Raw genomic sequence first — 25,279 nt, 5'->3', positions numbered from 1 at the left:
TTAGACCGCCAGCCGCTTCACGATCACGCCCCAGAAACGCGCATTCAGCAGCAGCCCGGCCACCGCCAGCCCAGCCACCAGCCCGGCCCAGATGCCCATGGCCCCGAAGCCCAGCACAAAGCCCAGCAGGTAGGAACAGGGCATGCCGACGATCCAATAGCTGACCGCGGCCATGACCATCGGCACTTTGGTATCCTGCACCCCACGCAACAGCCCAAGGGCCACCACCTGCGCCCCATCGACCAGTTGGAACAGCGCCGCCATCACCAGAAGCCCGGTGCCGATGGCAAGGATTTCAGCCCGCGCGGGCTCATCCTCTTGCATGAAGACCGAGATCAGCGGCTCAGGCCAGCCGACAAAGCCAACCATGGTGAGCAGCGCAAAGACCAGCGACAGCACGGTCACGATCACCGCGCCGCGCTTCATATGCGGCACGTCGCGGCGGCCATAGGCATTGCCTGCGCGGATCGTGGCGACATTGCTCAGCCCCAGATGCACCATGAAGGTCAGCGAGGCGAGTTGGATCGCGATGCCATGTGCCGCCAGCGGGATCGTCCCCAGCCAGCCCATCATCAGCGAGGAGGCCGCGAAGAGGCCGACTTCGCTCAGCGTGGTCAGGCCAATCGGCAGGCCCAGCGTGAACACCCGCAGCAACATCTGCCCGTCCACCCGCCAAAGCCGCACGAACAGGCTGTGCTGCGGCAGGGCGATCAGCACATAGATCACCACCCCGATCAGCGAGACGCATTGCGTCGTGACCGAGGCCACAGCCGCCCCCATCACGCCAAGCTCCGGCGCGCCCCAGTTGCCGAAGATCAGCGCGTAATTCGCCAACGCATTGACCCCGGCGGCCAGCAGGGTGATCCACAGCACCACCTGCGTGCGCTCCAAGGCGGCGAGGTAGGATTTCAACACCATCACCAAAAGCGCAGGGAGAATGCCCCAGCCCGCCACTTTGAGGTAATCGCCCGCCCGGTCGGCAAGGTTCGGCCCCTGCCCCAAAAGGTCCAGCACCGCGGGCGACCAGATCATCGCGGGCAGCGCGATCATGGCGAACCCCACCGAGAGCCACAGCCCCATGCGCGTGGCGCGGCGCAGGCCGATCTCGTCATCTTCGGCGTCATAGGCGGCCACCAAGGGCATTACCGCCATGGCAAAGCCCGACCCAAAGATAAACAGGACGAAGAAATAGGTGCTGCCCAAGACCACCGCCGCCAGTGCCTCGACCGAATACCAGCCGAGCATGACGGTATCGGTCACGCCGATGGCCATCTGTGCCAGATGCCCGCCGATCAGCGGCAGGCCGAGTGTCAGGATCGCCCGGACGTGATTGCGGTTGGTCATTGTCTTGCTCATGGCACGAGCCTTACGCCGGGTCGCTGCAAAGGGGAAGTGCGGTTTTTACGCTCTGCCATGGGTTTGCGCGGGGCCGATGCCACTGTTTTGCCATGAAATCCTTGCGTCCGCGGCCCTTAACGGCAAAGCTGGTGGCAGGAGGGCTCGCGATGGAACCGACACGGACCGAAACCCGCCGATTGAACGGTCAGGAGATTTTCATTCGCCACTGGGGCGATGAGAGCCTGCCGCCGTTGTTGATGCTCCACGGTTTTCCCGAATACGGCGGCGCGTGGCGGGATCTGGCACCGCTGCTGTGCCAAGATTTCCACTGCATCGCCCCCGACCAGCGCGGCTATGGCCAAAGCAGCGCGCCCGAGGGGATCGAACCCTATGCGATGGCGCATCTCATGGCCGATATGGCCGCCCTGATCGGCGACAGGCCAGTGACCGTCTTGGCGCATGACTGGGGGGCCTCCGTGGGCTACGCCTTGGCGATGTTCCGGCCTGAGCTGGTGGCCCGGCTGGTCGTCCTCAACGGCGTGCATCCCGTGCCGTTTCAGCGCGCCATGGCCGCAGGCGGGGCGCAGTCGCGCGCCTCGCAATATGTTAACGCGCTGCGCGCCGAAGGCAGCGCGGTGCGGCTGGCGCGGGACGATTTCGCGGGACTGCTCGACCTTTTTTCCGCCAATATGGACCTCAGTTGGCTGACGCCCGCGCGGCTTGAGGACTACCGCGCGGAATGGGGGCGGCCTGGGCGGCTCAGGGCGATGATCAACTGGTATCGTGCCTCCCCCCTGCAAGTCGCCGCGCCCGGCAAGCCCCTGCGCGACCTGCCAGAATTCCCGGTCGACCGTTTGCGCGTCCCCTGCCCGCATCTGCTGATCTGGGGAACGGAAGACACCGCCCTTCTGCCCGAAGCCACCGCCGGGTTGGAGGCTTTCGCGCCGGACCTCACCCGGGTCGAGATCGAAGGGGCGGATCATTGGCTGCACCATCAAAAGCCGTCGGAGGTGGCGGCGGCGGTGCTCAACTGGTGCAGGCGGCGGCCCTTGTAAAATGGGCGAAAGAATGTATATTCAGTTATGCATTCAGGAGCCGCGCCATGACCCGCATTCACACCAACCACATCGCCACCATGACCGAGATGCGCGAGCCGCATAAGGTGTTAGAACGTTCGGGCGGCAAGCCCGTGGCGGTGATGAAGAACTCGCGCTGCGTGGGCTATTTCGTACCCGCCGAGGCGACTTTGCAAGAAGAGCCGCGTGTGGCCACGCTGGATGAGGTGATGGAGAGCATTGCCGCGACCCGTGAGCAAACCCAGCCCGTGCTCGACTACCTCAAAGACAAATGACCTATGTCCTGCTGAACGCCGAGCTTGTCGAAACGATTCACGATGCCGTCTTGAACCACGGCGAACTCGCGGGTCGGGCGCTGGATAAATCTCTCGATGGTGCACTGGGCCGCGTGGACAACAGGCTGGTTTACGGGATGATCGCGGATACCTTCGATCTTGCCGCCGCCTATTGCGTCGCCGTGGCCACCGGTCATGTCTTCAATGATGCGAACAAGCGCACCGCCTATAAGACCATGATCGTCTGCCTCCACCTCAATGGCATCCGGATCGACCACGAAACCATCGAGGCAGGCGATCTGATCCGCGAAGTGGCCCAAGGCCGCGTCGATGAAGAGACCCTTGCCGACTGGCTGCGCGCCAAAGCTGGCTGACCCGGGCAAAACAGCAGCCCAAGACAAACCCGCGATTGCCCCCGGCGCGCGGGGCTGTCAAAATGGCCCCCACCCACAAACAAAGAGCAGGCCCGCATGACCGACCTTCTTTCCGGCCAGGAACCCACCGAATACGATGCCTCCTCCATCGAAGTGCTGGAGGGGCTGGAGCCCGTCCGCAAACGCCCCGGGATGTATATCGGCGGCACCGATGAGCGCGCGCTGCACCATATGGTGGCCGAGGTGCTCGACAACTCGATGGACGAGGCTGTCGCGGGCCATGCCAACCGGATCGAGGTGGAGTTGAACGCCGATTACTCGGTCACCATCCGCGACAACGGCCGCGGCATCCCGATCGACCCGCACCCGAAGTTTCCCGACAAATCTGCGCTCGAGGTGATCCTCTGCACCCTGCACGCGGGCGGCAAGTTCTCGGGCAAGGCCTATCAGACCTCGGGCGGTCTGCACGGGGTTGGTGCTTCGGTCGTGAACGCGCTGTCGGATTCCATGGTCGTTCAGGTCGCGCGCAACCGTGAACTCTTTGAGCAGCGTTTCTCGCGCGGCATCCCGCAAGGCCCGGTCGAGAAAATCGGCGCGGCCCCCAACCGGCGCGGCACCACCGTCACTTTCCACGCCGACGAACAGATTTTCGGCGCGCACCGCTTCAAGCCCGCACGCCTGCTCAAGATGGTCCGCTCCAAGGCCTATCTCTTCTCCGGCGTCGAAATCCGCTGGAAGTCCGAGATCGAGGACGGCGACACGCCGATGGAGGCGACCTTCCACTTCCCCGGCGGTCTGGCCGACTACCTGCGCGAGACGCTGGGCAAGGCCACGACCTATGCCGAGAACCCCTTTGCCGGCACCGTCGAGTTCCAAGAGCGTTTCGGCGTGCCGGGCAAGGTCGAATGGGCCATCAACTGGACGCCGGCGCGCGACGGTTTCATCCAGTCCTATTGTAACACCGTCCCCACGCCCGAGGGCGGCACCCATGAAAGCGGCTTCTGGGCTGCGATCCTCAAGGGCATCCGGGCCTATGGCGAGTTGGCCAATAACCGCAAGGCCAAGGACATCACCCGCGACGACCTGATCACCGGGGGCTGCGCGCTGGTGTCCTGCTTCATCCGCGAGCCGGAGTTCGTGGGCCAGACCAAGGACCGCCTCGCCACCACTGAGGCGCAGCGACTGGTGGAAAACGCGGTACGCGACCACTTTGACAACTGGCTGGCGGCGGACACGAAATCCGCCGGCGCCATCCTCGATTTCCTCGTGCTGCGCGCCGAAGAGCGGATGCGCCGGAAGCAGGAAAAGGAAACCGCCCGCAAATCCGCCACCAAGAAGCTGCGCCTGCCCGGCAAGCTGACCGATTGCACCAGCAAATCCCGCGAGGGCACGGAGCTTTTCATCGTCGAGGGCGACAGCGCCGGCGGCTCGGGCAAAGGCGCGCGCAATCGCGAGAAACAGGCGCTGCTGCCGCTTAAGGGCAAGATCCTCAACGTGCTGGGCGCGGCCTCGAGCAAGCTTTCGACCAATGCCGAGATCAACGACCTGTGCGAGGCGCTCGGCGTCGGGATGGGCACGAAGTTCAACCTCGACGATCTGCGCTATGATAAGATCATCATCATGACCGACGCCGACGTCGACGGCGCGCATATCGCCTCGCTGTTGATGACCTTCTTCTTCACCCAGATGCGCCCGCTCATTGACGCGGGCCACCTCTACCTCGCCTGCCCGCCGCTGTTCCGCCTGACCCAAGGCGCCAAGCGGGTCTATTGCCTTGATGAGGCCGAGAAGAATATGTGGCTGGAGAAGGGCCTCGGCGGCAAGGGAAAGATCGACGTCAGCCGCTTCAAGGGTCTGGGCGAGATGGACGCGAAGGACCTCAAAGAGACCACGATGGACCCCGAGACCCGCAAGCTGATCCGCGTGACCGTGGACGAGGACGTGCCGGGCGAGACCGGGGATCTGGTGGAGCGGCTGATGGGGAAGAAGCCGGAGATGCGGTTCGCGTATATTCAGCAGAATGCGCAGTTTGTGGAGGAGTTGGATGTTTGAAAGAGCTGAAAAGAGCCAACCCGAAGCTTAAGTTGAGTTTGACCGAAGAAAACAACTATGGGAATAGTTACTTTTTTAACTGAGGTAATTTCCCATGACCCTAAACGGCTATAAGCTTAAATGCGATTTTTCGGTTGGGGAAGCGATAGGCCAAATCATCATTTGGATTCTGCTTTCCGTTATAACTTTTGGATTGGCTTTGTTCGTCCTGCCTTATTACTTTTTGAAGGCGCCGATGAACCGATCCACCTTGGTCGACCCTGCGGGAAACACTGTGGGGAAGATCAATGTTGAGGTCTCTTTCGCGGACATCATAGGGCACGCATTGTTCTGGCTTCTACTGTCGATCATCACATTAGGCTTGGCGTATTTTGTTTACTGGCCTGCTGTGATCAAACGACTGCTTAATGCCGCTACAATTCGGCCTCTTTAAACGTCTTTTCTTAGGTGCTGGCAGGTCATCGTCGGCTCTAAGCCCAGCAGCATCAGCGCCCCTTCTTCCAGAAGTAAGGCGTTTACGCTCAAATCGAAGTCATCTGAAAACCAGCCCGGGACCCCGTCCCGGGCCGCGCCTGTCCGGGGCTCCGCCCGTTCAGACCTCAAACTCTCCCCCAGAGAGTTTGCGAGACGGTCTTCACCCTCCCCACGGGGAGGGCGCACATGCGTGCACCCCGCGGCTTGCGCCGCCCTCCGGGCTGAAAAGGTCCACTGGACCTTTTCCAAGTAGCCCTTCGGCCCGAGGTCGGGCGCGGCCCTAATGTTTCGCGGTTGCCCAAACTTCCCCCTTGATCCACAGCCTCCCCCGCGCCTAACTCATCCCATGATCCGCGCGCTTCTCCTCTGCCTCCTCCTCACCGCCTGCGGTCGGCCGCTGACCGAGAACGAACGCGCCTATCTCGCCACCATCCACGGGCCCACCCTCAACTACGACCGCGTGCGCCTGCACGACGGTGCCCCCACCCGCGCGGTCACCTTCCGCCGCAAGCCGCGCCCGCGCACGACTTGTCGCGAGCGTATCTTGCCGCCGCAGGTGGGCGAGACCGTCACCTCGAAACCCGCCGCCGTGGCGCTCTTCGATCATGTGCTCTTCGACAAGGATTGGTACCTCGAGGATTACCTGCCCGATCACCCCGACCGCATCGGGCTGATCGCCGCCATGCTGCTGGCGCATGAGATCACCCATGTCTGGCAATGGCAGAACCGCGACCTCACCGGCTATTCGCCCCTGCGCGCGGCCTCCGAGCAATTCACCAGTCCGGACCCCTACCTCTTCGACGTGGATACCAAGCCGCGCTTCCTCGACTTTGGCTATGAGCAACAAGGCTCGATCGTGGAGGAATTCGTCTGCTGCCGCGCGCTCGACCCGCAGGCGCCGCGCACCAAGCGGCTGCATGCGATGCTGTCGGAGGTCACGCCCGTCGCCCCCCTGCCCCAGAGCCGCCCCTATGACGTGGGCCTGCCCTGGGACGGGGTCGAGTTAGAAAACATCTGCGGCTGAGTCAGACCGGCACCAACTGCCCCGCCTCGAGCCGGATTTGCCGGTCCATCCGGGCCGCCAGTTCGAGGTTATGGGTGGCGATCACCGCCGAAAGCCCGGTGCCGCGTACCAGCGCCATCAGCGCGGCAAAGACCTGATCCGAGGTTGAGGGGTCGAGGTTGCCCGTTGGCTCATCCGCCAGCAGCAGGCGTGGCGCATTGGCCAGCGCGCGGCAAAAGGCCACCCGCTGCTGCTCACCGCCCGACATGGCGGCGGGGCGGTGATCGGCGCGCTCGGCGATGCCGACCTGCGTCAGTAGCTCCCGCGCCCGCGCCTCGGCCTCCTTGCGCACCACGCCATTTGCCAGCTGCGGCAGCACGATGTTTTCCAGCGCCGTGAACTCGGGCAGCAGGTGGTGGAACTGGTAGATGAAGCCCACGTCGGCGCGGCGCACGGCCGTGCGGCGGCGGTCGCTCTGGCCCGTCAGGTCATCGCCCGCGATCTGCACCGTGCCGCTGTCGGCGGTGTCCAAAAGCCCCGCGATATGCAGCAGCGTCGACTTACCCGCCCCGGAGGGCGCCACCAGCGCGACCACCTCGCCGGGGGCCACCTCAAGGTCGATGCCGCGCAGCACCTGCACCTCGTTCGGCTTGCCGGGGTTGTAGGCCTTGGAAATGCCGCTCAGGCGCAAGACGGGATCATTCATAGCGCAGGGCCTCCACCGGGTTCATCCGCGCCGCGCGGCGGGCGGGAAAGATCGTGACGACAAAGGACAGGCCGAGCGACAGCGCAACGGCCGATAGGACGTCGCCCAGTTGCAGTTTCGCGGGCAAGAAGTAGATGCCGCGGATCGAAGCATCCCAAGCCGTGCCGCCACTGAGATAGTTCACGAAGGCGAAGATCTGGTCGACGTAAATGGCGAAGAGCACCCCCAGCACCACGCCCGCCGCCGTGCCAATGATGCCGGTAAAGGCGCCGCAGATGAAGAACACCCGCAGCACTGAGCCCTCACTGAGCCCCATGGTGCGCAGGATGCCGATGTCGCGGCCCTTGTTCTTGACCAGCATGATCAGCCCCGAAACGATGTTCATCGCCGCGATCAGCACCAACACGCTGAGGATCACGAACATCACCCGGTCCTCGATGTCGAGCGCCGAGAGGAAGGAGCTTGAGGCGTCGCGCCATGTCCAGACCTGCGCGCGCTCACCCGCTGCCTGCATCAGCGCGGGCGCCATGGCGTCCACGCCTTCCGGGTCTTCGACCATAACCTCCAGCTCATCCGCCACGCCCTCGCGGTTGAAAAAGCTCTGCGCCTCGGTGATCGGCAGGTAGACCCGTGTTTTATCAATATCGTAGCGCCCGGCAGAGAAGATATAGACCACCTCATAGGCATTGACCCGCGGGCTGGTGCCAAAGGCGGTCTTTACCCCATTGGGCGAGATCAGCTTGACGCTATCGCCGACCTGCACGCCCAAGGACTGCGCCACGCCGCTGCCGATGGCCATGCCCTCTTCAAAACGCGTGATGTCACCGAAAGAACGCTCCGAAGGCTGGATGCCGGGGATGGTCATCAAATCATCCGAAGCGATGCCGAAAACCTCGACGCCTGCGTTCGACTGGCGGCGATTGGCCATGACCTGTTGCCGCACCAGCGGCGCCACACGTGTCACGCCCTCAACGGCTGCCACCCGCTCGGCCATCGCCTCGTAATCATCGATGGTGCGGTCGATCTGGCCGTTGGGCAGCACCTCGCCCATCGTGTAGACCGTGACATGGGCGTTGGCCCCGAGGATCGTGTCGACAAATTCGGCCCTAAACCCTGAGCGGACTGAAAGCGTAGCGATCAGCGCGAAGACCGCCAGCGTGATGCCGATGAGGCTGATCCACGTCATGACGCTGACACCCCCTTCGGCGCGGCGGGCGCGCAGGTAGCGCCAAGCGATCATCCATTCAAAGGCCGCGAATGGGGCGGTGCGTGTGGGTTTGCTGGCCATGCGGGAAGGCTCCGGTCTGAGGTGCGCGCAACCTGAGGCTTTGCCCCAGCAGGGTCAAGAACGCAATGCCCGGCGGCGGCGGAAGCGTGCAGGCCACGTGGGCAGCCATAGCAGCAGGCGGGTGAGACTGGCCCCCGCGATGAACCCCAAACCGGCGAAGAGCCATTCGGTCCGGCTGCGCGGGGCGGTGGGGGCAAAACCGCGCAGGGCGGCGCGCAAGGCTTCGGCATCCGGGCTGCGCCATAGCAGATAGCAGCGCAGGAAGGGGCCCGCCGATTGGAGCCGTGGCAATGTGGCCTCAAGCCCCCCTTGCCGTTCAATGTTGCGGCGCAGGTCCAAGCCCCGGCGCTCTAGCAGCGCCGATCCGCGCAGCCGCGCCACGGCGTCTTCCCGCACCAGCCCTGCGGCCTGCGCGGCGGCATCGAAATCCGCCACGACTTTGGCGAGGCGCTGCTCCGCCGCCTCCAGTTGAAACACATAGGCCCGGGTGAACCCCGGGCCTTGTGCGGCAATGCCTGCGCTTACGATCCCACCGGCCAATGTCAGCGCCCGCAGGATCATCGCGGCCCTCAGACGATACCGGCGTAGATCTTGGCGATCTTCTCAACCGCCTGTTCGGGCGGCAGTTCCTCGCTCTCGCCCGTGCGGCGGCTGGTGAGTTCGACCACGCCGTTCTTCAGCCCGCGCGGGCCGACGGTGATGCGCCATGGCAGACCGATGAGATCCATCGTGGCGAACTTCATCCCCGCCCCGCCTTTGCGGTCGTCATAAAGCGGATCGAGGCCCAGCGCCTTGAGGCTCTTGTAAAGTGCGTCGCAGGCCGCGTCGGCCTCCGCATCGCCCTGTTTAAGGTTCACGATCCCCGCGTGGAAGGGCGTCACCCCTTCGGGCCAGATGATGCCCTTGTCATCATGGCTGGCTTCGATGATCGCGCCCAGCAGGCGGCTGACGCCGATGCCGTGGCTGCCCATATGCACCGGCACCTGTTTGCCGTCGGGGCCTTGCACCTTGGCGTTCATCGCATCGGAATATTTGGTGCCGAAATAGAAGATTTGCCCCACTTCGATGCCGCGGGCACTGCGCTGGCGCTCTTCCGGCACCTTGGCAAATACTTCCGGATCGTGGGTCTCATCCGTGCGGGCGTAGCGGGAGGTGAACTCCTCCAACACCGCGCGGCAGGCGTCGTGATCATTTGGGTCGATCTCGCGGTCACCAAAGGTCAGATCGGTGATCTCGCTGTCATAGAAAACCTCCGATTCGCCCGTTTCGGCCAGCACGAGGAACTCATGCGTGTCGTCGCCGCCGATGGGGCCAGAGTCGGCGCGCATCGGGATCGCTTGCAGGCCCATCCGCTCATAGGTGCGCAAGTAGCTGACCAGATGGCGGTTATAGGCGTGCAACGCGTCCTCTTTGGTGAGGTCGAAGTTATAGCCGTCCTTCATCAGGAACTCACGACCCCGCATCACGCCGAAACGCGGGCGGATCTCGTCACGGAATTTCCACTGGATGTGGTAGAGCGTCAGCGGCAGGTCTTTGTAAGAGCCGACATGGCTGCGGAAGATATCGGTGATCATCTCTTCATTGGTGGGACCATAGAGCATGTCGCGGTCCTGCCGGTCGCGGATGCGCAGCATCTCGGGGCCATAGGCGTCATAGCGGCCCGATTCCTTCCACAGGTCCGCCGATTGCAGCGTCGGCATCAGCATCGGGATATGGCCCACGCGCTGCTGCTCTTGGTGCACGATCTCTTCGACCTTGCGCAGCACCTTGTAGCCCAACGGCAACCAAGAATAGATCCCCGCGCTGGATTGCTTGATCATCCCCGCCCGCAGCATCAACCGGTGGCTGACGATCTGCGCCTCGGCAGGGTTTTCCTTCAGCACGGGTAGAAAATATTGGGACAGACGCATGGTGTTTCCTCATTGACGCATTGCCCCCTGACTAGTGCATGTCAAAGGGCGAGACAATCACATCGCTGAGGTCTGGCGGACCGCTGGGCCAGTTCCACCGCTTGCCCGTTCCGCGCCTTTGACGCGCGCGCCACCCGCAGCCAAGGCTTGAAACGAAACGCCACATGGGCGATGTGATGGCATTCCCTGCCGGAGAGCGCCATGGCCCTGCCAATCAGAGACCAATTGAAGTACTGGGGCATCGCGGCTGCGGTGTTCATGGTAGCACTATGGTTCATCGGCGATGTGATGCTGCCCTTCCTGCTGGGCGGGGCGATTGCCTATTTCCTCGACCCCGTGGCCGACCGGTTGGAGCGTTTGGGCCTCAGCCGCACCATGGCCACCGCCGTCATCACCGTGGTGGCGCTTTTGGTCTTCGTGCTGATGGCGCTTTTGGTGATCCCGACGCTGGTGAACCAGACCGTGAACTTGATCGAGACCGCGCCCAAGCTGACCCGTAATTTCACCGATTTCATCACCGACCGTTTCCCCTCTCTCTTGGACGATGATTCGACCCTGCGCACCTCGCTGACGACGCTGGGCACCACCATTCAGGAACGCGGCGGGCAATTGCTGCAAACCGCGCTGGCCTCCTTTGCGTCGCTGATCAACGTCCTGCTCTTGTTCGTCATCGTCCCCGTGGTCGCGGTTTACCTGCTGCTCGATTGGGACCGTATGGTCGCCGCCATCGACCGGCTGCTGCCACGTGACCACGCGCCGACGATTCGCCAGTTGGCACGCGAGATTGACGCGACGTTGGCCTCTTTCGTGCGCGGCATGGGCACGGTCTGCCTGATCCTTGGCACCTATTACGCCGTGGCGCTGATGCTGGTGGGGCTGCAATTCGGCCTCGTCGTCGGCTTTGTCGCGGGGCTGGTCACCTTCATCCCCTACCTCGGCGCGTTGATCGGCGGGGCGCTGGCGATCGGTCTGGCGTTGTTTCAATTTTGGGGGGATTGGCTTTCCATCGGTCTCGTCGCGGGCATCTTCGTGCTGGGCCAAGTGGTCGAAGGCAATTTGCTGACGCCAAAGCTCGTGGGCAACTCGGTCGGTCTGCACCCGGTCTGGCTGCTGCTGGCACTGTCCGTCTTCGGCACGCTTTTCGGCTTCGTGGGCCTCTTGGTTGCAGTGCCCGTGGCCGCCGCCATCGGCGTGATCGCGCGTTTCGCCACGGCACGCTACCGCGAAAGCGTGCTCTACAAAGGCCGAGAGCCTGAAACGACCGTCGACGAGGACATCCGCTAGCATGGCCCACCAACTCGGGTTGAACCTGCCCAGCCGAACGGCTCTGGGCCGCGACGCTTTCTTTGTCGCGCCTTCCAACGCCATGGCCATGGCGATGATCGACGGCTGGCGCGGTTGGGCGGGCGGCAAGCTGGCGCTGACTGGGCCGCAAGGCTCAGGCAAGACGCATCTGACGCATGTTTGGGCAGACCTTTCGGGCGCGCGGATCATCAGCGCGGCGGATCTGTTGGAGGCCGACATTCCCGCCCTCGCCCGTGGTCCAGTTGCCGTGGAGGATGTGCATCTGATCGCCGGGGATGCAGCGGCGCAAACGGCGCTGTTCCATCTGCACAACCTCGTGCTGGCCGAAGGTCAGGCGCTGCTGCTCACCGGCACCGGGCCGGTGGCGCATTGGGGCCTTACGCTGCCCGATCTGGTCAGCCGGATGCGCGGCGCCACGATGGTCGAGATGGAGGCGCCCGACGATGCGCTGCTCTCGGCCCTGCTGGTCAAACTGCTGGCCGACCGGCAGTTGACGCCCAAGCCTGAACTGATCAATTACCTGATGACCCGGATGGATCGTTCCTTTGCCGCCGCCATCGCGCTGGTCGACCGGCTGGATGCTGCCAGCCTCGCGCAGAAGCGCCCCCTGACCCGCGCACTGGCCGCGCAGGTGCTGGACATCGCCCCGCCGCGCGCGTGATACTGGAATAATTAACGCAAGCCTTCGCAAACCCGTTACATTCCAATGTCATGAGGCCCGCATGACCCAAGCCGATTTCCTGCAAGCGCCCTTTCCGCCCGCCACCGATCTGCCCGATCTCGACACCACCGGGCCGGGCCGGTTCTTTAACCGTGAGCTGAGCTGGCTCGACTTCAACTGGCGCGTGCTGGAAGAGGCCGAAAACCCGCGCGTGCCACTTTTGGAGCGGCTGCGCTTCCTGTCGATCTCGGCCACCAATCTAGACGAATTCTATACCGTGCGCGTGGCGGGCCTGCGCGAGCTTGCGCAGGCGGGCAACACCACCGCCGCCGCCGATGGGCTGAGCCCCGGCGAGCAACTGGTGTTGATCAACGAAGACGCGCGCAATCTGATGATGTCCCAGCAACGGGTGCTGGTCGACCTCATGGCCGAGATGGACGCGCAGAACATCATGCTGGAACGCACCGCCGACCTGACCGAGGCCGATTACAAACATCTCGAAGGGGTCTTCCTCAACCAAGTCTTCGCCGTGCTCTCGCCGCTGGCGATCGACCCCGCGCACCCCTTCCCCTTCATTCCCAACACCGGCTACGCGCTGGCGCTGCAACTAGAGCGCACCCGCGATAAACGCCCGCTACAGGCGCTGCTGCCGATCCCGGCGCAGATCGACCGTTTCGTGCCCCTGCCCGCCCCCGATGGCAGCCTGCGCTATCTGCCGCTCGAAGATCTGCTGATCATCAATATTCCCAACCTCTTTCCGGGCTACAAACTCAAGGCGCATTTCGAATTCCGTGTGCTGCGCGACAGCGATCTTGAGGTAGAGGACGAGGCCGAAGACCTCGTGCGGGAATTCGAAGTCGCCCTGAAACGCCGCCGCCGGGGCGAGGTCGTGCGACTGACCCATTCCGCAGGCGCGCCGGAAAAGCTGAAATCCGTCGTCATGCGCGAGCTTTGCGTGCGCCCCCAAGACGTGATCGAGATCGACGGCATGTTGGGCATCGCCGACCTGTCAAAACTGGTGACCGACGCCCGGCCCGACCTGCTCTGGCCGCAGTTTACCCCGCGCGTGCCTGAGCGGGTCAGCGACCATGACGGCGATATGTTCGCGGCGATCCGGCAGAAAGACATGCTGCTGCACCACCCTTACGAGACCTTCGACATGGTGGTGCGTTTCCTTGCCCAAGCGGCGCGCGACCCAGATGTGGTGGCGATCAAGCAGACGCTCTACCGCACCTCGCGCGACAGCCCCATCGTTAGCGCGCTTTGCGAAGCGGCGGAGGATGGCAAATCGGTCACCGCGCTGGTCGAGCTGAAGGCCCGCTTTGATGAGGCCGCCAACATCCGCCAATCGCGCCGGTTGGAGCGGGCGGGCGCGCATGTGGTCTACGGTTTTCTCGACCTCAAGACCCATGCCAAGATCTCGACCGTGGTGCGCCGTGAGGGCGATCAGCTGGTGACCTATACCCACTACGGCACCGGCAACTACCACCCGATCACCGCGCGGATCTATACGGACCTGTCGCTCTTTACCTGCGACTTGAGCCTTGGGCGCGATGCGACGAAAGTGTTCAACTTTCTGTCGGGCTACGCCCCGCCAGAGCAGTTGGAAAACCTCGCCATCTCCCCCACGACGCTGAAGCCGCGCCTGCTTGAGATGATCCGCGCCGAGGCCGAACATGCCCGCGCCGGACGCCCCGCCGTGATCTGGGCCAAGATGAACGCGCTCATTGACGCCGAGGTGATCGACGCGCTGTATGACGCCAGCCAAGCCGGGGTGGAAATCAGCCTCGTCATTCGCGGCATCTGCGGGCTGCGCCCTGGGGTGAAGGGGCTGTCGGACAACATCCGCGTCAAATCCATCATCGGGCGCTTTCTGGAGCACAGCCGCATCGTCTGTTTCGGCAATGGCCACGGGCTGCCACACAAGAAGGCGCGGGTCTTCATGTCTTCCGCCGATTGGATGGGCCGCAACCTCAACCGCCGGGTCGAGACATTAGTCGAGATCGAGAACCCCACCGTCAAGGCGCAGATCACCAGCCAGATCATGGCGGCCAATCTGGCTGACGTGGCGCAAAGCTGGGTCATGGGGCCGGATGGTAAATTCACCCGCCCGGCGATCCCCGAAGGCACTTTCGCCTTCAACTGCCACCGCTTTTTCATGGAAAACCCCTCGCTCTCGGGCCGGGGCAGCGCCGGGGCCTCGGATGTGCCCAAGCTGACCCATACCGAGGATTGACCGGCAAGCCCCCTTTGGCAATTGACCTCACCGCCCCCCTGCGCCAATTATCCAGTGAAACGGATGGCCCGCAGGAGCATTGATGGCAGACCAGACCGACCCTTCCCGAGCCGCCCCCGTCCCTGAGACGGGCGTGGCGGAACTGGGCCTTTTCGGAAAACCCTTGTTTCAGGATCCGGGCGCGCGGGCGCTGGCCCGCGTCGGCGTGGTGGATGTGGGGTCGAACTCCGTCCGGCTGGTGGTCTTTGACGGCGCGGCGCGCTCTCCGGCCTATTTCTACAACGAAAAGATCATGTGCGCCTTGGGCGCGGGCATGGCCGAGACCGGGCATCTGTCGCCCGAAGGCCGCGCCCGCGCCCTTTCGGCGCTGCGGCGGTTCAGCAAATTGGCCGATGGCATGGGCCTGTCGGAGCTTACCGTCGTCGCCACGGCGGCGGTGCGCGATGCCAGTGACGGGCGCGCCTTCTGCGCCGATGTGCTGCGCGAGACCGGGTTGCGCATCTGGGTGATCGACGGCGAGGAAGAGGCGCGGCTCTCGGCGCAAGGGGTGCTTTTGGGCTGGCCCGGCGCTTACGGCCTCGTCTGCGACATCGGCGGCTCTTCGATGGAGCTTGCGGAAATCTCGGGCGGGCGTGTCGGGCGGCGGGTGACCTCGCAGCTCGGACCGCTCAAGCTGCGCGACCTCAAGGGCGGGGCCAAGGGGCGGCACGCGCATATCAAAGAGGTCATCACCGGGCTTCAGGAAAAGATGGGCAGCCAGCGTGACCGGCTGTTCCTTGTCGGCGGCTCATGGCGGGCAATAGCACGGATCGACATGTACCGCCGGGGCTATCCACTGCATGTGCTACACGAATACCGCATGACCGTAACCTCGGTTCGCGAGACCGTAAAATTCATCCAAACCTCCGATCTGGAAGAGCTGCGCAACGCCTGCGGCGTATCCTCAAGCCGGATGTCGCTGGTCCCCTATGCCGCCGAGGTGCTGAGCCGTCTGGTCAAGACCTTCCGCCCCAAGGACATCGCCATTTCCAGCTACGGCATCCGCGAAGGCATGCTTTATGAGCAGATGCCGCAGCGCCTGCGCGACCGGGATCCGCTGATCGAAGCCTGCTATTTCGCCGAGGCTAAAGACGCGCGGATGCCCGGTTTCGGCAAGGTGCTTTATAACTTCATCCTGCCGCTCTACCGCTCTGCCCCCCATGCGCGCAGACGGTTGGTCAAAGCAGCCTGCCTGCTCCATGACGTGAGCTGGCGTGCGCATCCCGACTACCGCGCCGAGACCTGTTTCGACAACGCCACCCGCGCCAACCTCGGTGGCCTGAAACACGCCGAACGCATCTACCTCGGGCTGGCCTTGCTGCACCGCTACTCCAACAAGCGTGAGAACACCCGTTTCGAAGACCTCTATGAAATGGTCGACGAAAAGACCCGGTTGGAGGCCGAAATCCTTGGCAAAGCCATGCGCTTTGGCGCGATGCTCTGGATGGACAAAGGCGAACAGCGCGGCGAATTGCGCTGGTTCCCCAAGAAGAAGCAATTGGAACTCTGGCTCACCCCCGACATGGTCCCCCTTTTCGGAGAGGTCGCAGAGGCGCGGCTGAACTCACTCGCCAAATCGCTTGAGGCAGAGGTGCATGTTCGGACCGGCAAACGCGCCGCGCGTTAAAGCTCGATCTGCGGCGCGGGTTCGGTCGGGGTCTCTGGCGGGACCATCGGGTGATCGGGCTTGCGGCGGATGATGATATCGCCGTTGGGCTGCATCTCGGGCGCTTGATAGGCGCTCCAATCCTCGACCTCGTCCAAAAGCTCCGTAAGCTTCGGCCCCATCTCTCGCGCGAAGTCACGCAGCGCGGGGCGCATGGCCTCGGTGAACCCTTCAAACCCCTCCATGACCGGGCCCATCTCATCCATGATCCCGTCCATGAACATCTGCGCGCCGCGCTCCATCAGGCCGAGGCCGCGTTCTTCGGATTCTTCCTGCGCATGGGCTGCGAGGGGCAGCACCGTACAAAGGGCGATAAGGGGCATAAAGCGTGTCATGAGATTGAGGTAGGTGGCGCCGCGCGCATGTCCAGTCTTACGCCACGCCGCTGGCAGCCCCCCGCCTAAAGATCGACATCCAGCGTGACGGGAAAGTGATCCGAAGCGGCCAGCAGCGCGTCACGCAGGGCGACGTTTTGCCAGCAGGCCGGATCATCCATCGGGTGCCAAATCCGCCAGCGGGCCGCGCGGGCGGCGATCTGCGGGCTGACCATGATGTAGTCCAGCAGCGCCTGAAGATAGCGTTCCTCCGGCGCGATCCAGAAACGCGCGCTGGTGGGCGCGGCCCCCAAACGGCGGCTGAGCGCCTGTTTGGCATGGGGGTCGAACAGCGCCGTCGCCCCCTGCCCTAGCACGATCTCGACCGAGGACCGGCCAAACAGGCTTTCAAATTCATCCAGCCCCGGCCCGTCGTTCAGATCGCCCAAGACCATCACGGGCCGTTCCGCCGCCAAATGCATGTCGATCCGCCGCCTCAACCAGATCGCCTGTGCCAATTGCTTGCGCCGGTTGGCGATGGCGATGCGCAGCACATCGGCCTCGGACTTGGCCCCATGGGGCGCCTTGGATTTGAGATGCGCGCCGATCATCTGGAAGGTGAAACCGGCCTGCGTGGTCACCTCCAACTCCAAGGGCGGTTTGGAAAAGACCACCGCGTCTTCCGTCGCATCCACGTCAAGGTCGATCCGCAGCGTCTGGTCAAAGCGCGGGGCATTGGTGGCACCCTGAGGTACATGGCGGGCGCTGAGCTTGTCGGGGTCATAGAGCAGCGCGATCTCTTGCTCAGTGTCGTTGGAAAACCCCATGACAGCGGCCCGCGTGCGCAGGGAAAACCGCGCGGCAAAATGCTCAAGCGCCGCCACGGTGGATTGCCGCCGCCCGTGGTTCGGCGCTTCGATCACCATGACCGCATCGGCATCCAGCGCGCTGAACACTTGCCCCAAAGCCGCCGTCTGCTGGGTACGGGTCACCCCGTGCCGCCCGGCCCAAGCGTCATCGTCGTAAAGCAGGTTGTCATCGTCAAAAAGGCTCGCGAACCACTCAACATTGTAGGTCGCGATGCGCATCAAGCGTGTTTGCCCGAGAGCGTTTCCCATGCGCGGTTGATGTCGATCATGCGTTTCTCGGCCATCTTAATCGCCTCTTGCGGCAAGCCCCGCGCCACCAGCGCGTCGGGATGGTTTTCGCGCACCAGCCGCCGCCACGCGCGGCGGGCCTCTTCCAACGTCGCATTGGGGCCGATGCCCAGAACCGTGCGCGGCAGGGGCGAGCTATCCGGCACGAAACGCGCTTTGAGCGAGGCGAAAGCCTCTTCATCCATGCCGAAAATCGCGGCCACATCCTCAAGAAAGGCGTTCTCGTTGGGATGGTAGATGCCATCGGCCATGGCGATGTGAAACAGCCCCTCCATCAGGTCATGCAGGGTCTGGGGCTGGTCACTGAACATCCGCGCGATGCGGCGGGCGTAATCCTCGAAACCGGTGACGTCTTGGCGAGCAAGGTTAAAGACCCGCGCCGCCCCCTCCTGATCCGCCTCGGCGATTTGGAACACTTCGCGAAAGGCGGTCACCTCATCGCGGGTCACCAGCCCGTCGGCCTTGGCCATCTTGGCGCCAAGCGCGATCACCGCGATGGTAAAGGCGACCGAGCGTTCGGGCGGGCTGCGCAGCCGGTCAAAGACAGCCGACAGCCCCTCGCCCGCGGTGAGGGCTGACAGAGCTTCGGAGATGCGCGTCCAGATCGACATGGGCTGACCCTTTGGTATTCGGCCCCCAGCTTAACCGCTGGCATCGGGGAAGTCAGGATGCAGTCAGCGTTTTTTGCATCAAGATGAGATCGAGCCATTGGCCATGTTTGCGCCCCACCTCGGGCATCCGCCCGACCTGCGCAAAGCCCAGTTTTTCATGGAACGTCACAGCGCCGGGATTGGCGCTGCTGATCGCTGCGACCATAGTATGACGGCCCTGCGCCGCTGCCGCCTCTATGGCCTGTGTCATCAGGTCGCGGCCCAGCCCCCGCCCCTGCGCCGCCTCGGAGAGAACGATGCTATGCTCCACCGTCGCGGCATAGCCCGGCCCGCCCCGAAAGCTGCCATAGGTGACAAAGCCCAGCACCGCGCCCTCCCCTTTGGCCACCCAAAAGGCATCGGCGCGGGCGGCGATCAGCGCCGCGATTTCCTCCGGTGTCTTTTCGTCGGTGGTGAAGGTCGACAGGCTGTCGCGGATCATGCCGTTCCACAGCGCCGCCACGGCGGCGGCATCCTGCGCCATGGCGGGGCGGATCACGCCGCCCTTCAGGGCGACGCTCCCGTCTTCTTGCATCACTTCCGCGTCTCGCGGATCAGCTTCAGGATGTCCTGCGCGGCGGTCGGGATATTGGTGCCGGGACCAAAGATCGCCTTCACGCCCGCGTCTTGCAGGAACTTATAGTCCTGCTGCGGGATCACCCCGCCGCAGATCACGAGGATATCCTCCGCCCCCGCGTCCTTCAGCGCCTGAATGAGCTGCGGCGCCAAAGTCTTGTGCCCCGCCGCTTGGCTGGAGATGCCGATGACATGCACGTCGTTGTCCACGGCGTCCTGCGCCGCCTCGGCGGGCGTCTGAAACAGCGGGCCCACGTCCACGTCAAAGCCGATGTCGGCAAAGGCAGTGGCGATCACCTTGGCACCGCGGTCGTGGCCGTCCTGACCCATCTTGACCACCAACATGCGCGGGCGACGGCCTTCGGCCTCCGCGAACTCATCGACCGATTTCTGAATGTCGGCAAAGCCCGCGTCGCCCTCATAGGCCGCGCCATAAACGCCCGAGAGTGTCTTGACCTCGGCCCGGTGCCGTCCAAATTCCTTTTCCATCGCCATGCTGATTTCCCCCACTGTGGCGCGTGCGCGCGCGGCCTCGACCGCGGCGTCGAGCAGGTTGCCGCCCTCGGCCGCCCGCCGTGTCAGTTCCGCCAAGGCCGCGGTGCATGCCTCTTCGTCGCGCTCGGCGCGGATGCGCTCCAGACGCGCCACCTGTCCTGCGCGCACCTTGACGTTGTCGACGTCGAGAATGTCGATCGGCTCTTCCTTGTCGCGGCGGTACTTGTTGACGCCCACGATCACTTCGGTCCCGCGGTCGATGCCCGCCTGTCGCTGGGCCGCGGCTTCCTCGATGCGGAGTTTCGGCATCCCCGAAGCCACGGCCTTGGTCATGCCGCCCATCTCCTCGACCTCCTCGATCAGCTTCCACGCCGCCTCGGCCAGATCGGCGGTCAGTTTCTCGACGTAGTAGCTGCCCGCCAGCGGGTCGACGACATTGGTGATGCCGGTCTCTTCCTGCAGGATCAGCTGGGTGTTGCGGGCAATGCGCGCCGAATGGTCGGTGGGCAGGCCGATTGCCTCGTCGAGCGAGTTGGTGTGTAGCGACTGGGTGCCGCCCAGCACCGCCGAGAGCGCCTCATAGGCCGTGCGCACCACGTTGTTGTAGGGGTCCTGTTCGGCAAGGCTCACGCCGGAAGTCTGGCAATGGGTGCGCAGCATCGAGGACTTAGGGTTCTTCGGCTCGAACTCCTCCATTACCCGCGACCACAGGAGGCGCGCGGCGCGCAGCTTGGCAGCCTCCATGAAGAAGTTCATGCCGATGGCGAAGAAGAACGACAGACGCGGCGCGAAGCGGTCCACGTCCATCCCCGCCGCAATCGCCGTGCGCACATATTCGCGCCCGTCGGCGATGGTGAAGGCCAGTTCCTGCACGAGGTTCGCCCCCGCCTCCTGCATGTGGTAGCCCGAGATCGAGATCGAATTGAACTTCGGCATGTGGTCCGAGGTATATTCGATGATGTCCCCGATGATCCGCATCGACGGCTCCGGCGGGTAGACATAGGTGTTGCGCACCATGAATTCCTTGAGGATGTCGTTCTGGATCGTGCCCGAAAGCTTGGCGCGGTCATGGCCCTGCTCTTCGCCCGCGACGATGAAATTGGCGAGGATCGGGATCACCGCGCCGTTCATCGTCATGGAGACCGAGACCTGATCAAGCGGGATGCCATCGAAGAGGATCTTCATGTCCTCGACGCTGTCGATGGCCACCCCCGCCTTGCCGACATCGCCCTCAACGCGGGGGTGATCACTGTCATAGCCGCGGTGGGTGGCGAGGTCGAAGGCCACCGAGACACCCTGCTGGCCCGCCGCCAAGGCGCGCCGGTAGAAGGCGTTGGATTCCTCGGCGGTGGAGAAGCCCGCATATTGCCGGATCGTCCAGGGACGGCCGGCGTACATCGTGGCCTTCACGCCGCGCGTAAACGGCGCCTCGCCGGGGATGCTACCCAAGTGCTCCAGCCCGTCCACGTCCTCGGCGGTGTAGAGCGGCTGAACGTCGATCCCCTCCAGCGTTTTCCACGTCAGATCGTCAAGGCTGCGCCCACGCAATTCGCCGGTAGCCAGTTCCTGCCAACGCGCCTTCGCGTCCTTTTGGTCGGATGTCATATGCTTGTCCTTCTCCCTTAGCGCCCGGCGGCAGGCATCGGCCTGCGCAACTGTGGCGGCTGAATTGTCAAAGGCCGCGCCCCTAGGGGGATAAATTCCCCCTGCGGCGCTTTGCCCTTCGCAAACTGGCACATGCCCCCTATATTTGAGGGGACAGGAGCCTTGATGAAACGTTTGATCTCACTAGTTTTTGCAGGATTGATGACCACGGCGGCCATCGCCCAAGGGGCCGATGCCCCGGTGGAGGATCCGTTGTTCCTGCCTGCTGATATGGCCGATCTCAGCACCTTCCAATGGACCAAGCGGCCCGTGCTGGTCTTTGCCAATTCCAAAAACGACCCCGCCTTCGTTGCGCAGATGGAATACCTGCGCAAGCGCGAGGATGAGCTGCGCCTGCGCGATGTCGTCGTGCTCACCGATACCGATCCCGCTGCGCAGAGCCCGCTGCGGCTGCGGATGCGCCCGCGTGGTTTCATGCTGGTGCTGGTCGACAAGGAAGGCCAGATCGAACTGCGCAAACCCTTTCCATGGGACGTGCGCGAGATCACCCGCAGCATCGACAAGATGCCGCTCAGGCAGCGGGAGATCAGAGAGGCGAAGGAGCGCGACATCATCCGCTGATGCCCCGCCCCCTGCCCGCCATGATCGCCCCCGCGTCGCACCCTATTCGAACTCCATGATCACATCGTCCACCGCAAGGCTGTCGCCCGCACCGGCGTTGACCTTGCTGACGACGCCCTTCTTCTCAGCGCGCAGGATGTTTTCCATCTTCATCGCCTCGATGGTGCAGAGCGCTTGGCCCTCCTGAACCTCGTCACCCACTTCGACGTCGAGCTTCACCACCAGACCCGGCATCGGGCAGAGCAGCATCTTCGACGTGTCAGGCGGCAGCTTTTCGGGCATCAGGGCCGCCAGTTCCGCCTGACGCGGCGTGCGGACATGGACTTTCAGGTCTGCACCGCGGGTGCGGATGCGGAAGCCGCCTGAGATTTTGCCGACCTTCAGCACCAAAGGCGCGCCATCGACGGTCATCTCGGCCAGTTGGTCGCCCGGGGTCCAATCACCGCTGACCCGCATTTCGCTGCCGTCAGAGAAAGCCACCGTCGCCCCTTCGGGATCGGCCTTGGTGATCACATCAAAGTTCTCACTCTGAAGCTTCACGTTCCAGTCGCTGCCGACTTTGCGCTCGTGGTTGTCCATCCGGCCCGAGACGCGGGCGCGGCGGATTTCGCCAACCCGGTGCATGGCGGCACAGGCGGCGGCGATGCGGCGCAGCTCGCTCTCCGGCAGGGACACCCCTTCGAAACCATCGGGATATTCCTCGGCGATGAAGGCGGTGGTCATCTCGCCCGAGACGAACTTGGGGTGATCCATCACCGCGCTGAGGAACGGCAGGTTGTGCCCGATGCCCTCGACCTCGAAACTGTCGAGCGCCACGCGCATCTTCTCGATCGCCTCGGCGCGCGTCGGCGCCCAAGTGCAAAGCTTGGCGATCATCGGGTCGTAATACATCGAAATCTCGCCGCCCTCGTAGACGCCGGTATCGTTGCGCACGGCCATGTCGCCGGCGGGGGCGTCGCCCTGCCATGTGCCCTGCTCCAGAAGCGGCCCCGCGGCTACTTCCTGCGGCGGGCGGTAGCGGGTCAGGCGGCCGATGGAGGGAAGGAAGCCGCGGTAGGGATCCTCGGCATAAAGACGGTTTTCGATGGCCCAGCCGGTCAGGGTCACGTCGTCTTGGGTGATCGACAGCTTCTCGCCATTGGCCACGCGGATCATCTGCTCGACCAGATCGACGCCCGTGATCAGCTCGGTCACCGGGTGCTCCACCTGCAGGCGGGTGTTCATCTCGAGGAAGTAGAAGTTCTTGTCGCCGTCGACAATGAATTCCACCGTGCCCGCACTGGTGTAGCCCACGGCTTGGGCCAGCGCGACGGCCTGTTCACCCATCGCTTTACGGGTGGCTTCGTCAAGGAAAGGGCTCGGCGCCTCTTCGACGACCTTCTGGTTGCGGCGCTGGATTGAACATTCCCGCTCGCCCAGATAGATGCCGTTGCCGTGGGCATCGCAGAGCACCTGAATCTCAATGTGGCGCGGCTGCGTCACGAATTTCTCAATGAAGATACGGTCATCGCCGAAGGAATTAGCGGCCTCGTTCTTCGACGATTGGAAGCCCTCGCGCGCTTCTTCGTCGTTCCATGCGATCCGCATGCCTTTGCCGCCGCCACCGGCAGAGGCTTTGAGCATCACCGGATAGCCGATCTCATTGGAGATCTTCACGGCCTCTTCGGCGTCTTCGATCAATCCCATGTAGCCCGGCACGGTGGAAACACCGGCCTCTTTGGCGATCTTTTTGGATGTGATCTTGTCGCCCATCTTCTCGATGGCCCCTTTCGGCGGGCCGACGAAGGCCACGCCAGCGGCCTCCAGCGCCTCGGCGAACTTGCTGTTTTCGCTCAGGAAACCATAGCCCGGATGCACCGCCTGCGCGCCGGATTGCTTGACCGCCTCCATCACCTTGTCAATGACGATATAGGACTGGTTCGCGGGGGGCGGGCCGATGTGAATGGCCTCATCCGCCATTTCCGCATGCAGCGCCTGTGCGTCCGCATCGGAATAGATCGCCACGGTGGTCAGACCCATTTTCTTGGCGGTCTTGATCACGCGGCAGGCGATCTCGCCTCGGTTGGCAATGAGGATCTTGTCAAACATCAGCAGTTCCTTTGACGGTGACAGGCCACGCAAAATGCCGCGTCAGCCGGAGCTGCGCGGGTGCCTGTAGGGTAAGGTTGGAAAGGGGAGCCGCCCTGCCCGCGCGAATGGCGGGCAAAGCGGCTATTGCGGCGTGATCAGTTACACTTGCCGGGGTTGAGTTGGCAGTAGCCGACGTTGGCTGCAGCGCCAATGGCTGCGCCCTGCGCCAGCGACCCGCCTGTGACGGCTGCCGCACCTGCGCCGACGGCTGCGCCGCCCAGACCCTGCTCGCCGATGTTGTCACCGCATGCGGCCAGACCGGCTGTCGCGCCAAGCGCGAGAATGATGTTACGAATGGACATGTGCCTGTTCCTTCACTGCTGTCTACTATCCGACCAACGCCCTGCCGTTTGACAAGTTCCCGGTCGGTTTTTCGGTCTGCTGCCCTGTGGCGCGAAAACCACCCTTTCGAAAAGTCGGGCAGCCCCGCACAAGCGCGCGACTGCCCGATAGGGGAAGGGGTATGGTCTTCATGTCCAGCAGCACGAAGAACAAATGATGTGCCGCCAGCCATGGCAAGCTTGGCCCAAGCCCGCAGCGGCGCCAAGCCTGCGCCAGTCCCGAACGGAACTTCGGCAAAGCCATGCTGATCTGTGAACAGGCGCGGCGACATCATGCCGATCAATCCTCGAAAGCTTCGGGGAATGCGGCGCGGGCAGCAGGCACGTCGAGCACCAGCAGAGCTTCGTAATCGGCAGGATCGAAAGGATCGGTCGCGGGCAGAACCTCACGGCCAAAAAGCCAAGACAGACGGCCCGCATCCAGATTGCCACGCTCGAAAGGATGCTCGCCAAAGGCCTCCCAGAGGGCTTTGACAAAGGCGGTATCGGCACGGCGGTCCGGGGCGCGGCGGTCGGGGCGACGCTCACGCCGGGTGATGGGCGTGACCCCTTTGGGGTTCGGACGGCGAATTGTGAATTGGAAATCGGTGCCGGGCAGACGCCCGGGGAACCCGCGGTGTTTCAACATATAGGCGGGCATCAGACACCCCTCCCGGTTGTAGGGGTGGCTGGGATCAGGGCAGGCGCAAACGCCTGCCCTGCGACGGCATTACTTGTACTTGCCGGTGTAGACGGGCTCAACCGAGATGGGCTCGGGCTCAACCACGACGTACTCTTCTTCTTGCTGTGCGCAGGCCGAAACCGCTGCGACGAAACCGATAGCTGCCAGCAACTTGATGCTCTTGGACATGTATATCTCCTATTAATGTTAAATGAACCTGACACGACAACACGCCGGCCAAGCCCGGGTTCTGAGGTAAGGGATACGTGGGTATTCCTTGACCGCATCATATGCGATTCACATGGCAATGGATACGGTTGCAAGTG

The 25,279-nt window shown here is 63.6% G+C and carries 25 protein-coding genes; 11 read left to right on the top strand and 14 right to left on the bottom strand.

Annotated elements, in window-relative coordinates; all coding sequences use genetic code 11:
- Positions 1-1,356, bottom strand: coding sequence for an MATE family efflux transporter (locus HKX24_RS05655; RefSeq protein WP_271693255.1), 1,356 nt, complete (start codon positions 1,354-1,356; stop codon positions 1-3).
- A gap of 149 nt (positions 1,357-1,505) precedes the next feature.
- Between HKX24_RS05655 and HKX24_RS05650 the strand changes: the two genes are divergently transcribed.
- From HKX24_RS05650 to HKX24_RS05625, 6 genes are all read left to right on the top strand, one after another.
- Complete coding sequence (locus HKX24_RS05650; protein ID WP_271693254.1) at positions 1,506-2,393, top strand: alpha/beta hydrolase; 888 nt, start codon at positions 1,506-1,508, stop codon at positions 2,391-2,393.
- A gap of 47 nt (positions 2,394-2,440) precedes the next feature.
- Complete coding sequence (locus HKX24_RS05645) at positions 2,441-2,689, top strand: hypothetical protein (RefSeq protein ID WP_067263649.1); 249 nt, start codon at positions 2,441-2,443, stop codon at positions 2,687-2,689.
- Positions 2,686-3,063, top strand: a complete 378-nt coding sequence (locus HKX24_RS05640; RefSeq protein WP_271693253.1) for a type II toxin-antitoxin system death-on-curing family toxin — start codon at positions 2,686-2,688, stop codon at positions 3,061-3,063. Before HKX24_RS05645 ends, HKX24_RS05640 begins: the two co-directional genes overlap by 4 nt.
- A gap of 96 nt (positions 3,064-3,159) precedes the next feature.
- Positions 3,160-5,115, top strand: a complete 1,956-nt coding sequence (gene parE / locus HKX24_RS05635; protein ID WP_271693252.1) for a DNA topoisomerase IV subunit B — start codon at positions 3,160-3,162, stop codon at positions 5,113-5,115.
- A 94-nt stretch (positions 5,116-5,209) separates the two neighbouring features.
- The gene (locus HKX24_RS05630; protein WP_271687912.1) at positions 5,210-5,548 is read left to right on the top strand and encodes a DUF6693 family protein; all 339 of its coding nucleotides are present in this window, start codon (positions 5,210-5,212) and stop codon (positions 5,546-5,548) included.
- Between the two features lie 387 nt (positions 5,549-5,935).
- A complete protein-coding gene (locus HKX24_RS05625; protein WP_276153850.1) occupies positions 5,936-6,613 on the top strand; it encodes a hypothetical protein in 678 nt (225 codons plus the stop codon).
- A 1-nt stretch (position 6,614) separates the two neighbouring features.
- Here the strand turns inward: HKX24_RS05625 and HKX24_RS05620 are convergent, their stop codons facing one another.
- The 4 genes from HKX24_RS05620 to proS are packed head-to-tail and all read right to left on the bottom strand — an operon-like array spanning position 6,615 to position 10,496.
- Complete coding sequence (locus HKX24_RS05620; protein WP_271693250.1) at positions 6,615-7,298, bottom strand: ABC transporter ATP-binding protein; 684 nt, start codon at positions 7,296-7,298, stop codon at positions 6,615-6,617.
- Positions 7,291-8,586, bottom strand: coding sequence for a lipoprotein-releasing ABC transporter permease subunit (locus tag HKX24_RS05615; protein WP_271693249.1), 1,296 nt, complete (start codon positions 8,584-8,586; stop codon positions 7,291-7,293). The genes HKX24_RS05620 and HKX24_RS05615 overlap by 8 nt, the downstream gene beginning before the upstream one ends.
- A 54-nt stretch (positions 8,587-8,640) precedes the next feature.
- Complete coding sequence (locus tag HKX24_RS05610; RefSeq protein ID WP_271693248.1) at positions 8,641-9,147, bottom strand: DUF2937 family protein; 507 nt, start codon at positions 9,145-9,147, stop codon at positions 8,641-8,643.
- 8 nt (positions 9,148-9,155) lie between these two features.
- Positions 9,156-10,496, bottom strand: a complete 1,341-nt coding sequence (gene proS, locus HKX24_RS05605; RefSeq protein WP_271687920.1) for a proline--tRNA ligase — start codon at positions 10,494-10,496, stop codon at positions 9,156-9,158.
- A gap of 201 nt (positions 10,497-10,697) precedes the next feature.
- Between proS and HKX24_RS05600 the strand changes: the two genes are divergently transcribed.
- The 4 genes from HKX24_RS05600 (at position 10,698) to HKX24_RS05585 (ending at position 16,364) form a co-directional block, all read left to right on the top strand.
- Positions 10,698-11,780, top strand: coding sequence for an AI-2E family transporter (locus tag HKX24_RS05600; RefSeq protein ID WP_067265471.1), 1,083 nt, complete (start codon positions 10,698-10,700; stop codon positions 11,778-11,780).
- 1 nt (position 11,781) lies between these two features.
- On the top strand, positions 11,782-12,462 hold the full coding sequence (locus HKX24_RS05595) for a DnaA/Hda family protein (protein WP_271693247.1): 681 nt from the start codon (positions 11,782-11,784) through the stop codon (positions 12,460-12,462).
- Between the two features lie 61 nt (positions 12,463-12,523).
- A complete protein-coding gene (locus HKX24_RS05590) occupies positions 12,524-14,698 on the top strand; it encodes an RNA degradosome polyphosphate kinase (RefSeq protein ID WP_271693246.1) in 2,175 nt (724 codons plus the stop codon).
- 82 nt (positions 14,699-14,780) lie between these two features.
- A complete protein-coding gene (locus HKX24_RS05585; protein ID WP_067265464.1) occupies positions 14,781-16,364 on the top strand; it encodes a Ppx/GppA family phosphatase in 1,584 nt (527 codons plus the stop codon).
- On the opposite strand, the gene HKX24_RS05580 is transcribed toward HKX24_RS05585, so the two are convergent.
- The 5 genes from HKX24_RS05580 to scpA all read right to left on the bottom strand — a co-directional run bounded on the left by HKX24_RS05580 (position 16,361) and on the right by scpA (position 21,200).
- Complete coding sequence (locus tag HKX24_RS05580; protein ID WP_276153849.1) at positions 16,361-16,726, bottom strand: hypothetical protein; 366 nt, start codon at positions 16,724-16,726, stop codon at positions 16,361-16,363. The two genes, HKX24_RS05585 and HKX24_RS05580, sit on opposite strands and share 4 nt — an antisense overlap.
- Positions 16,727-16,803: 77 nt before the next feature.
- Entirely contained in the window at positions 16,804-17,805 is a 1,002-nt protein-coding gene (locus HKX24_RS05575) for an endonuclease/exonuclease/phosphatase family protein (protein WP_271693801.1), read from the bottom strand.
- Positions 17,805-18,485 (bottom strand): molecular chaperone DjiA, encoded by a 681-nt coding sequence (locus HKX24_RS05570; protein ID WP_067261634.1) that lies wholly within the window; start codon positions 18,483-18,485, stop codon positions 17,805-17,807. The genes HKX24_RS05575 and HKX24_RS05570 overlap by 1 nt, the downstream gene beginning before the upstream one ends.
- A 52-nt stretch (positions 18,486-18,537) precedes the next feature.
- Positions 18,538-19,059: a GNAT family N-acetyltransferase gene (locus HKX24_RS05565; RefSeq protein ID WP_271693244.1), complete on the bottom strand. Its 522-nt coding sequence runs from the start codon at positions 19,057-19,059 to the stop codon at positions 18,538-18,540.
- On the bottom strand, positions 19,059-21,200 hold the full coding sequence (gene scpA / locus HKX24_RS05560) for a methylmalonyl-CoA mutase (RefSeq protein WP_209219048.1): 2,142 nt from the start codon (positions 21,198-21,200) through the stop codon (positions 19,059-19,061). The genes HKX24_RS05565 and scpA overlap by 1 nt, the downstream gene beginning before the upstream one ends.
- A 165-nt stretch (positions 21,201-21,365) precedes the next feature.
- On the opposite strand from scpA, the gene HKX24_RS05555 reads away from it, so the two are divergent.
- A complete protein-coding gene (locus HKX24_RS05555) occupies positions 21,366-21,821 on the top strand; it encodes a DUF4174 domain-containing protein (protein ID WP_271693243.1) in 456 nt (151 codons plus the stop codon).
- 42 nt (positions 21,822-21,863) lie between these two features.
- Here HKX24_RS05555 and HKX24_RS05550 read toward each other — a convergent pair whose 3' ends face one another.
- From HKX24_RS05550 to HKX24_RS05535, 4 genes are all read right to left on the bottom strand, one after another.
- The gene (locus tag HKX24_RS05550; protein ID WP_271693242.1) at positions 21,864-23,909 is read right to left on the bottom strand and encodes an acetyl/propionyl/methylcrotonyl-CoA carboxylase subunit alpha; all 2,046 of its coding nucleotides are present in this window, start codon (positions 23,907-23,909) and stop codon (positions 21,864-21,866) included.
- A gap of 137 nt (positions 23,910-24,046) precedes the next feature.
- Positions 24,047-24,253, bottom strand: coding sequence for a hypothetical protein (locus HKX24_RS05545; RefSeq protein ID WP_067261646.1), 207 nt, complete (start codon positions 24,251-24,253; stop codon positions 24,047-24,049).
- Positions 24,254-24,572: 319 nt separating this feature from the next.
- On the bottom strand, positions 24,573-24,920 hold the full coding sequence (locus HKX24_RS05540; RefSeq protein WP_271693800.1) for a hypothetical protein: 348 nt from the start codon (positions 24,918-24,920) through the stop codon (positions 24,573-24,575).
- 81 nt (positions 24,921-25,001) lie between these two features.
- Positions 25,002-25,142, bottom strand: a complete 141-nt coding sequence (locus tag HKX24_RS05535; RefSeq protein WP_168613065.1) for a hypothetical protein — start codon at positions 25,140-25,142, stop codon at positions 25,002-25,004.
- Positions 25,143-25,279: the final 137 nt, after the last annotated feature.

Source organism: Sulfitobacter sp. M85, assembly GCF_029285915.1.
Classification (GTDB): Bacteria; Pseudomonadota; Alphaproteobacteria; order Rhodobacterales; family Rhodobacteraceae; genus Sulfitobacter; species Sulfitobacter faviae.
This window is presented reverse-complemented; position numbering and strand designations above follow the sequence as displayed.

Coding starts and splice junctions, on each gene's coding strand:
- HKX24_RS05655 (WP_271693255.1), bottom strand. CDS start 1,356: ATGAGCAAGACAATGACCAACCGCAATCACGTCCGGGCGATCCTGACA.
- HKX24_RS05650 (WP_271693254.1), top strand. CDS start 1,506: ATGGAACCGACACGGACCGAAACCCGCCGATTGAACGGTCAGGAGATT.
- HKX24_RS05645 (WP_067263649.1), top strand. CDS start 2,441: ATGACCCGCATTCACACCAACCACATCGCCACCATGACCGAGATGCGC.
- HKX24_RS05640 (WP_271693253.1), top strand. CDS start 2,686: ATGACCTATGTCCTGCTGAACGCCGAGCTTGTCGAAACGATTCACGAT.
- parE (WP_271693252.1), top strand. CDS start 3,160: ATGACCGACCTTCTTTCCGGCCAGGAACCCACCGAATACGATGCCTCC.
- HKX24_RS05630 (WP_271687912.1), top strand. CDS start 5,210: ATGACCCTAAACGGCTATAAGCTTAAATGCGATTTTTCGGTTGGGGAA.
- HKX24_RS05625 (WP_276153850.1), top strand. CDS start 5,936: ATGATCCGCGCGCTTCTCCTCTGCCTCCTCCTCACCGCCTGCGGTCGG.
- HKX24_RS05620 (WP_271693250.1), bottom strand. CDS start 7,298: ATGAATGATCCCGTCTTGCGCCTGAGCGGCATTTCCAAGGCCTACAAC.
- HKX24_RS05615 (WP_271693249.1), bottom strand. CDS start 8,586: ATGGCCAGCAAACCCACACGCACCGCCCCATTCGCGGCCTTTGAATGG.
- HKX24_RS05610 (WP_271693248.1), bottom strand. CDS start 9,147: ATGATCCTGCGGGCGCTGACATTGGCCGGTGGGATCGTAAGCGCAGGC.
- proS (WP_271687920.1), bottom strand. CDS start 10,496: ATGCGTCTGTCCCAATATTTTCTACCCGTGCTGAAGGAAAACCCTGCC.
- HKX24_RS05600 (WP_067265471.1), top strand. CDS start 10,698: ATGGCCCTGCCAATCAGAGACCAATTGAAGTACTGGGGCATCGCGGCT.
- HKX24_RS05595 (WP_271693247.1), top strand. CDS start 11,782: ATGGCCCACCAACTCGGGTTGAACCTGCCCAGCCGAACGGCTCTGGGC.
- HKX24_RS05590 (WP_271693246.1), top strand. CDS start 12,524: ATGACCCAAGCCGATTTCCTGCAAGCGCCCTTTCCGCCCGCCACCGAT.
- HKX24_RS05585 (WP_067265464.1), top strand. CDS start 14,781: ATGGCAGACCAGACCGACCCTTCCCGAGCCGCCCCCGTCCCTGAGACG.
- HKX24_RS05580 (WP_276153849.1), bottom strand. CDS start 16,726: ATGCCCCTTATCGCCCTTTGTACGGTGCTGCCCCTCGCAGCCCATGCG.
- HKX24_RS05575 (WP_271693801.1), bottom strand. CDS start 17,805: ATGCGCATCGCGACCTACAATGTTGAGTGGTTCGCGAGCCTTTTTGAC.
- HKX24_RS05570 (WP_067261634.1), bottom strand. CDS start 18,485: ATGTCGATCTGGACGCGCATCTCCGAAGCTCTGTCAGCCCTCACCGCG.
- HKX24_RS05565 (WP_271693244.1), bottom strand. CDS start 19,059: ATGCAAGAAGACGGGAGCGTCGCCCTGAAGGGCGGCGTGATCCGCCCC.
- scpA (WP_209219048.1), bottom strand. CDS start 21,200: ATGACATCCGACCAAAAGGACGCGAAGGCGCGTTGGCAGGAACTGGCT.
- HKX24_RS05555 (WP_271693243.1), top strand. CDS start 21,366: ATGAAACGTTTGATCTCACTAGTTTTTGCAGGATTGATGACCACGGCG.
- HKX24_RS05550 (WP_271693242.1), bottom strand. CDS start 23,909: ATGTTTGACAAGATCCTCATTGCCAACCGAGGCGAGATCGCCTGCCGC.
- HKX24_RS05545 (WP_067261646.1), bottom strand. CDS start 24,253: ATGTCCATTCGTAACATCATTCTCGCGCTTGGCGCGACAGCCGGTCTG.
- HKX24_RS05540 (WP_271693800.1), bottom strand. CDS start 24,920: ATGTTGAAACACCGCGGGTTCCCCGGGCGTCTGCCCGGCACCGATTTC.
- HKX24_RS05535 (WP_168613065.1), bottom strand. CDS start 25,142: ATGTCCAAGAGCATCAAGTTGCTGGCAGCTATCGGTTTCGTCGCAGCG.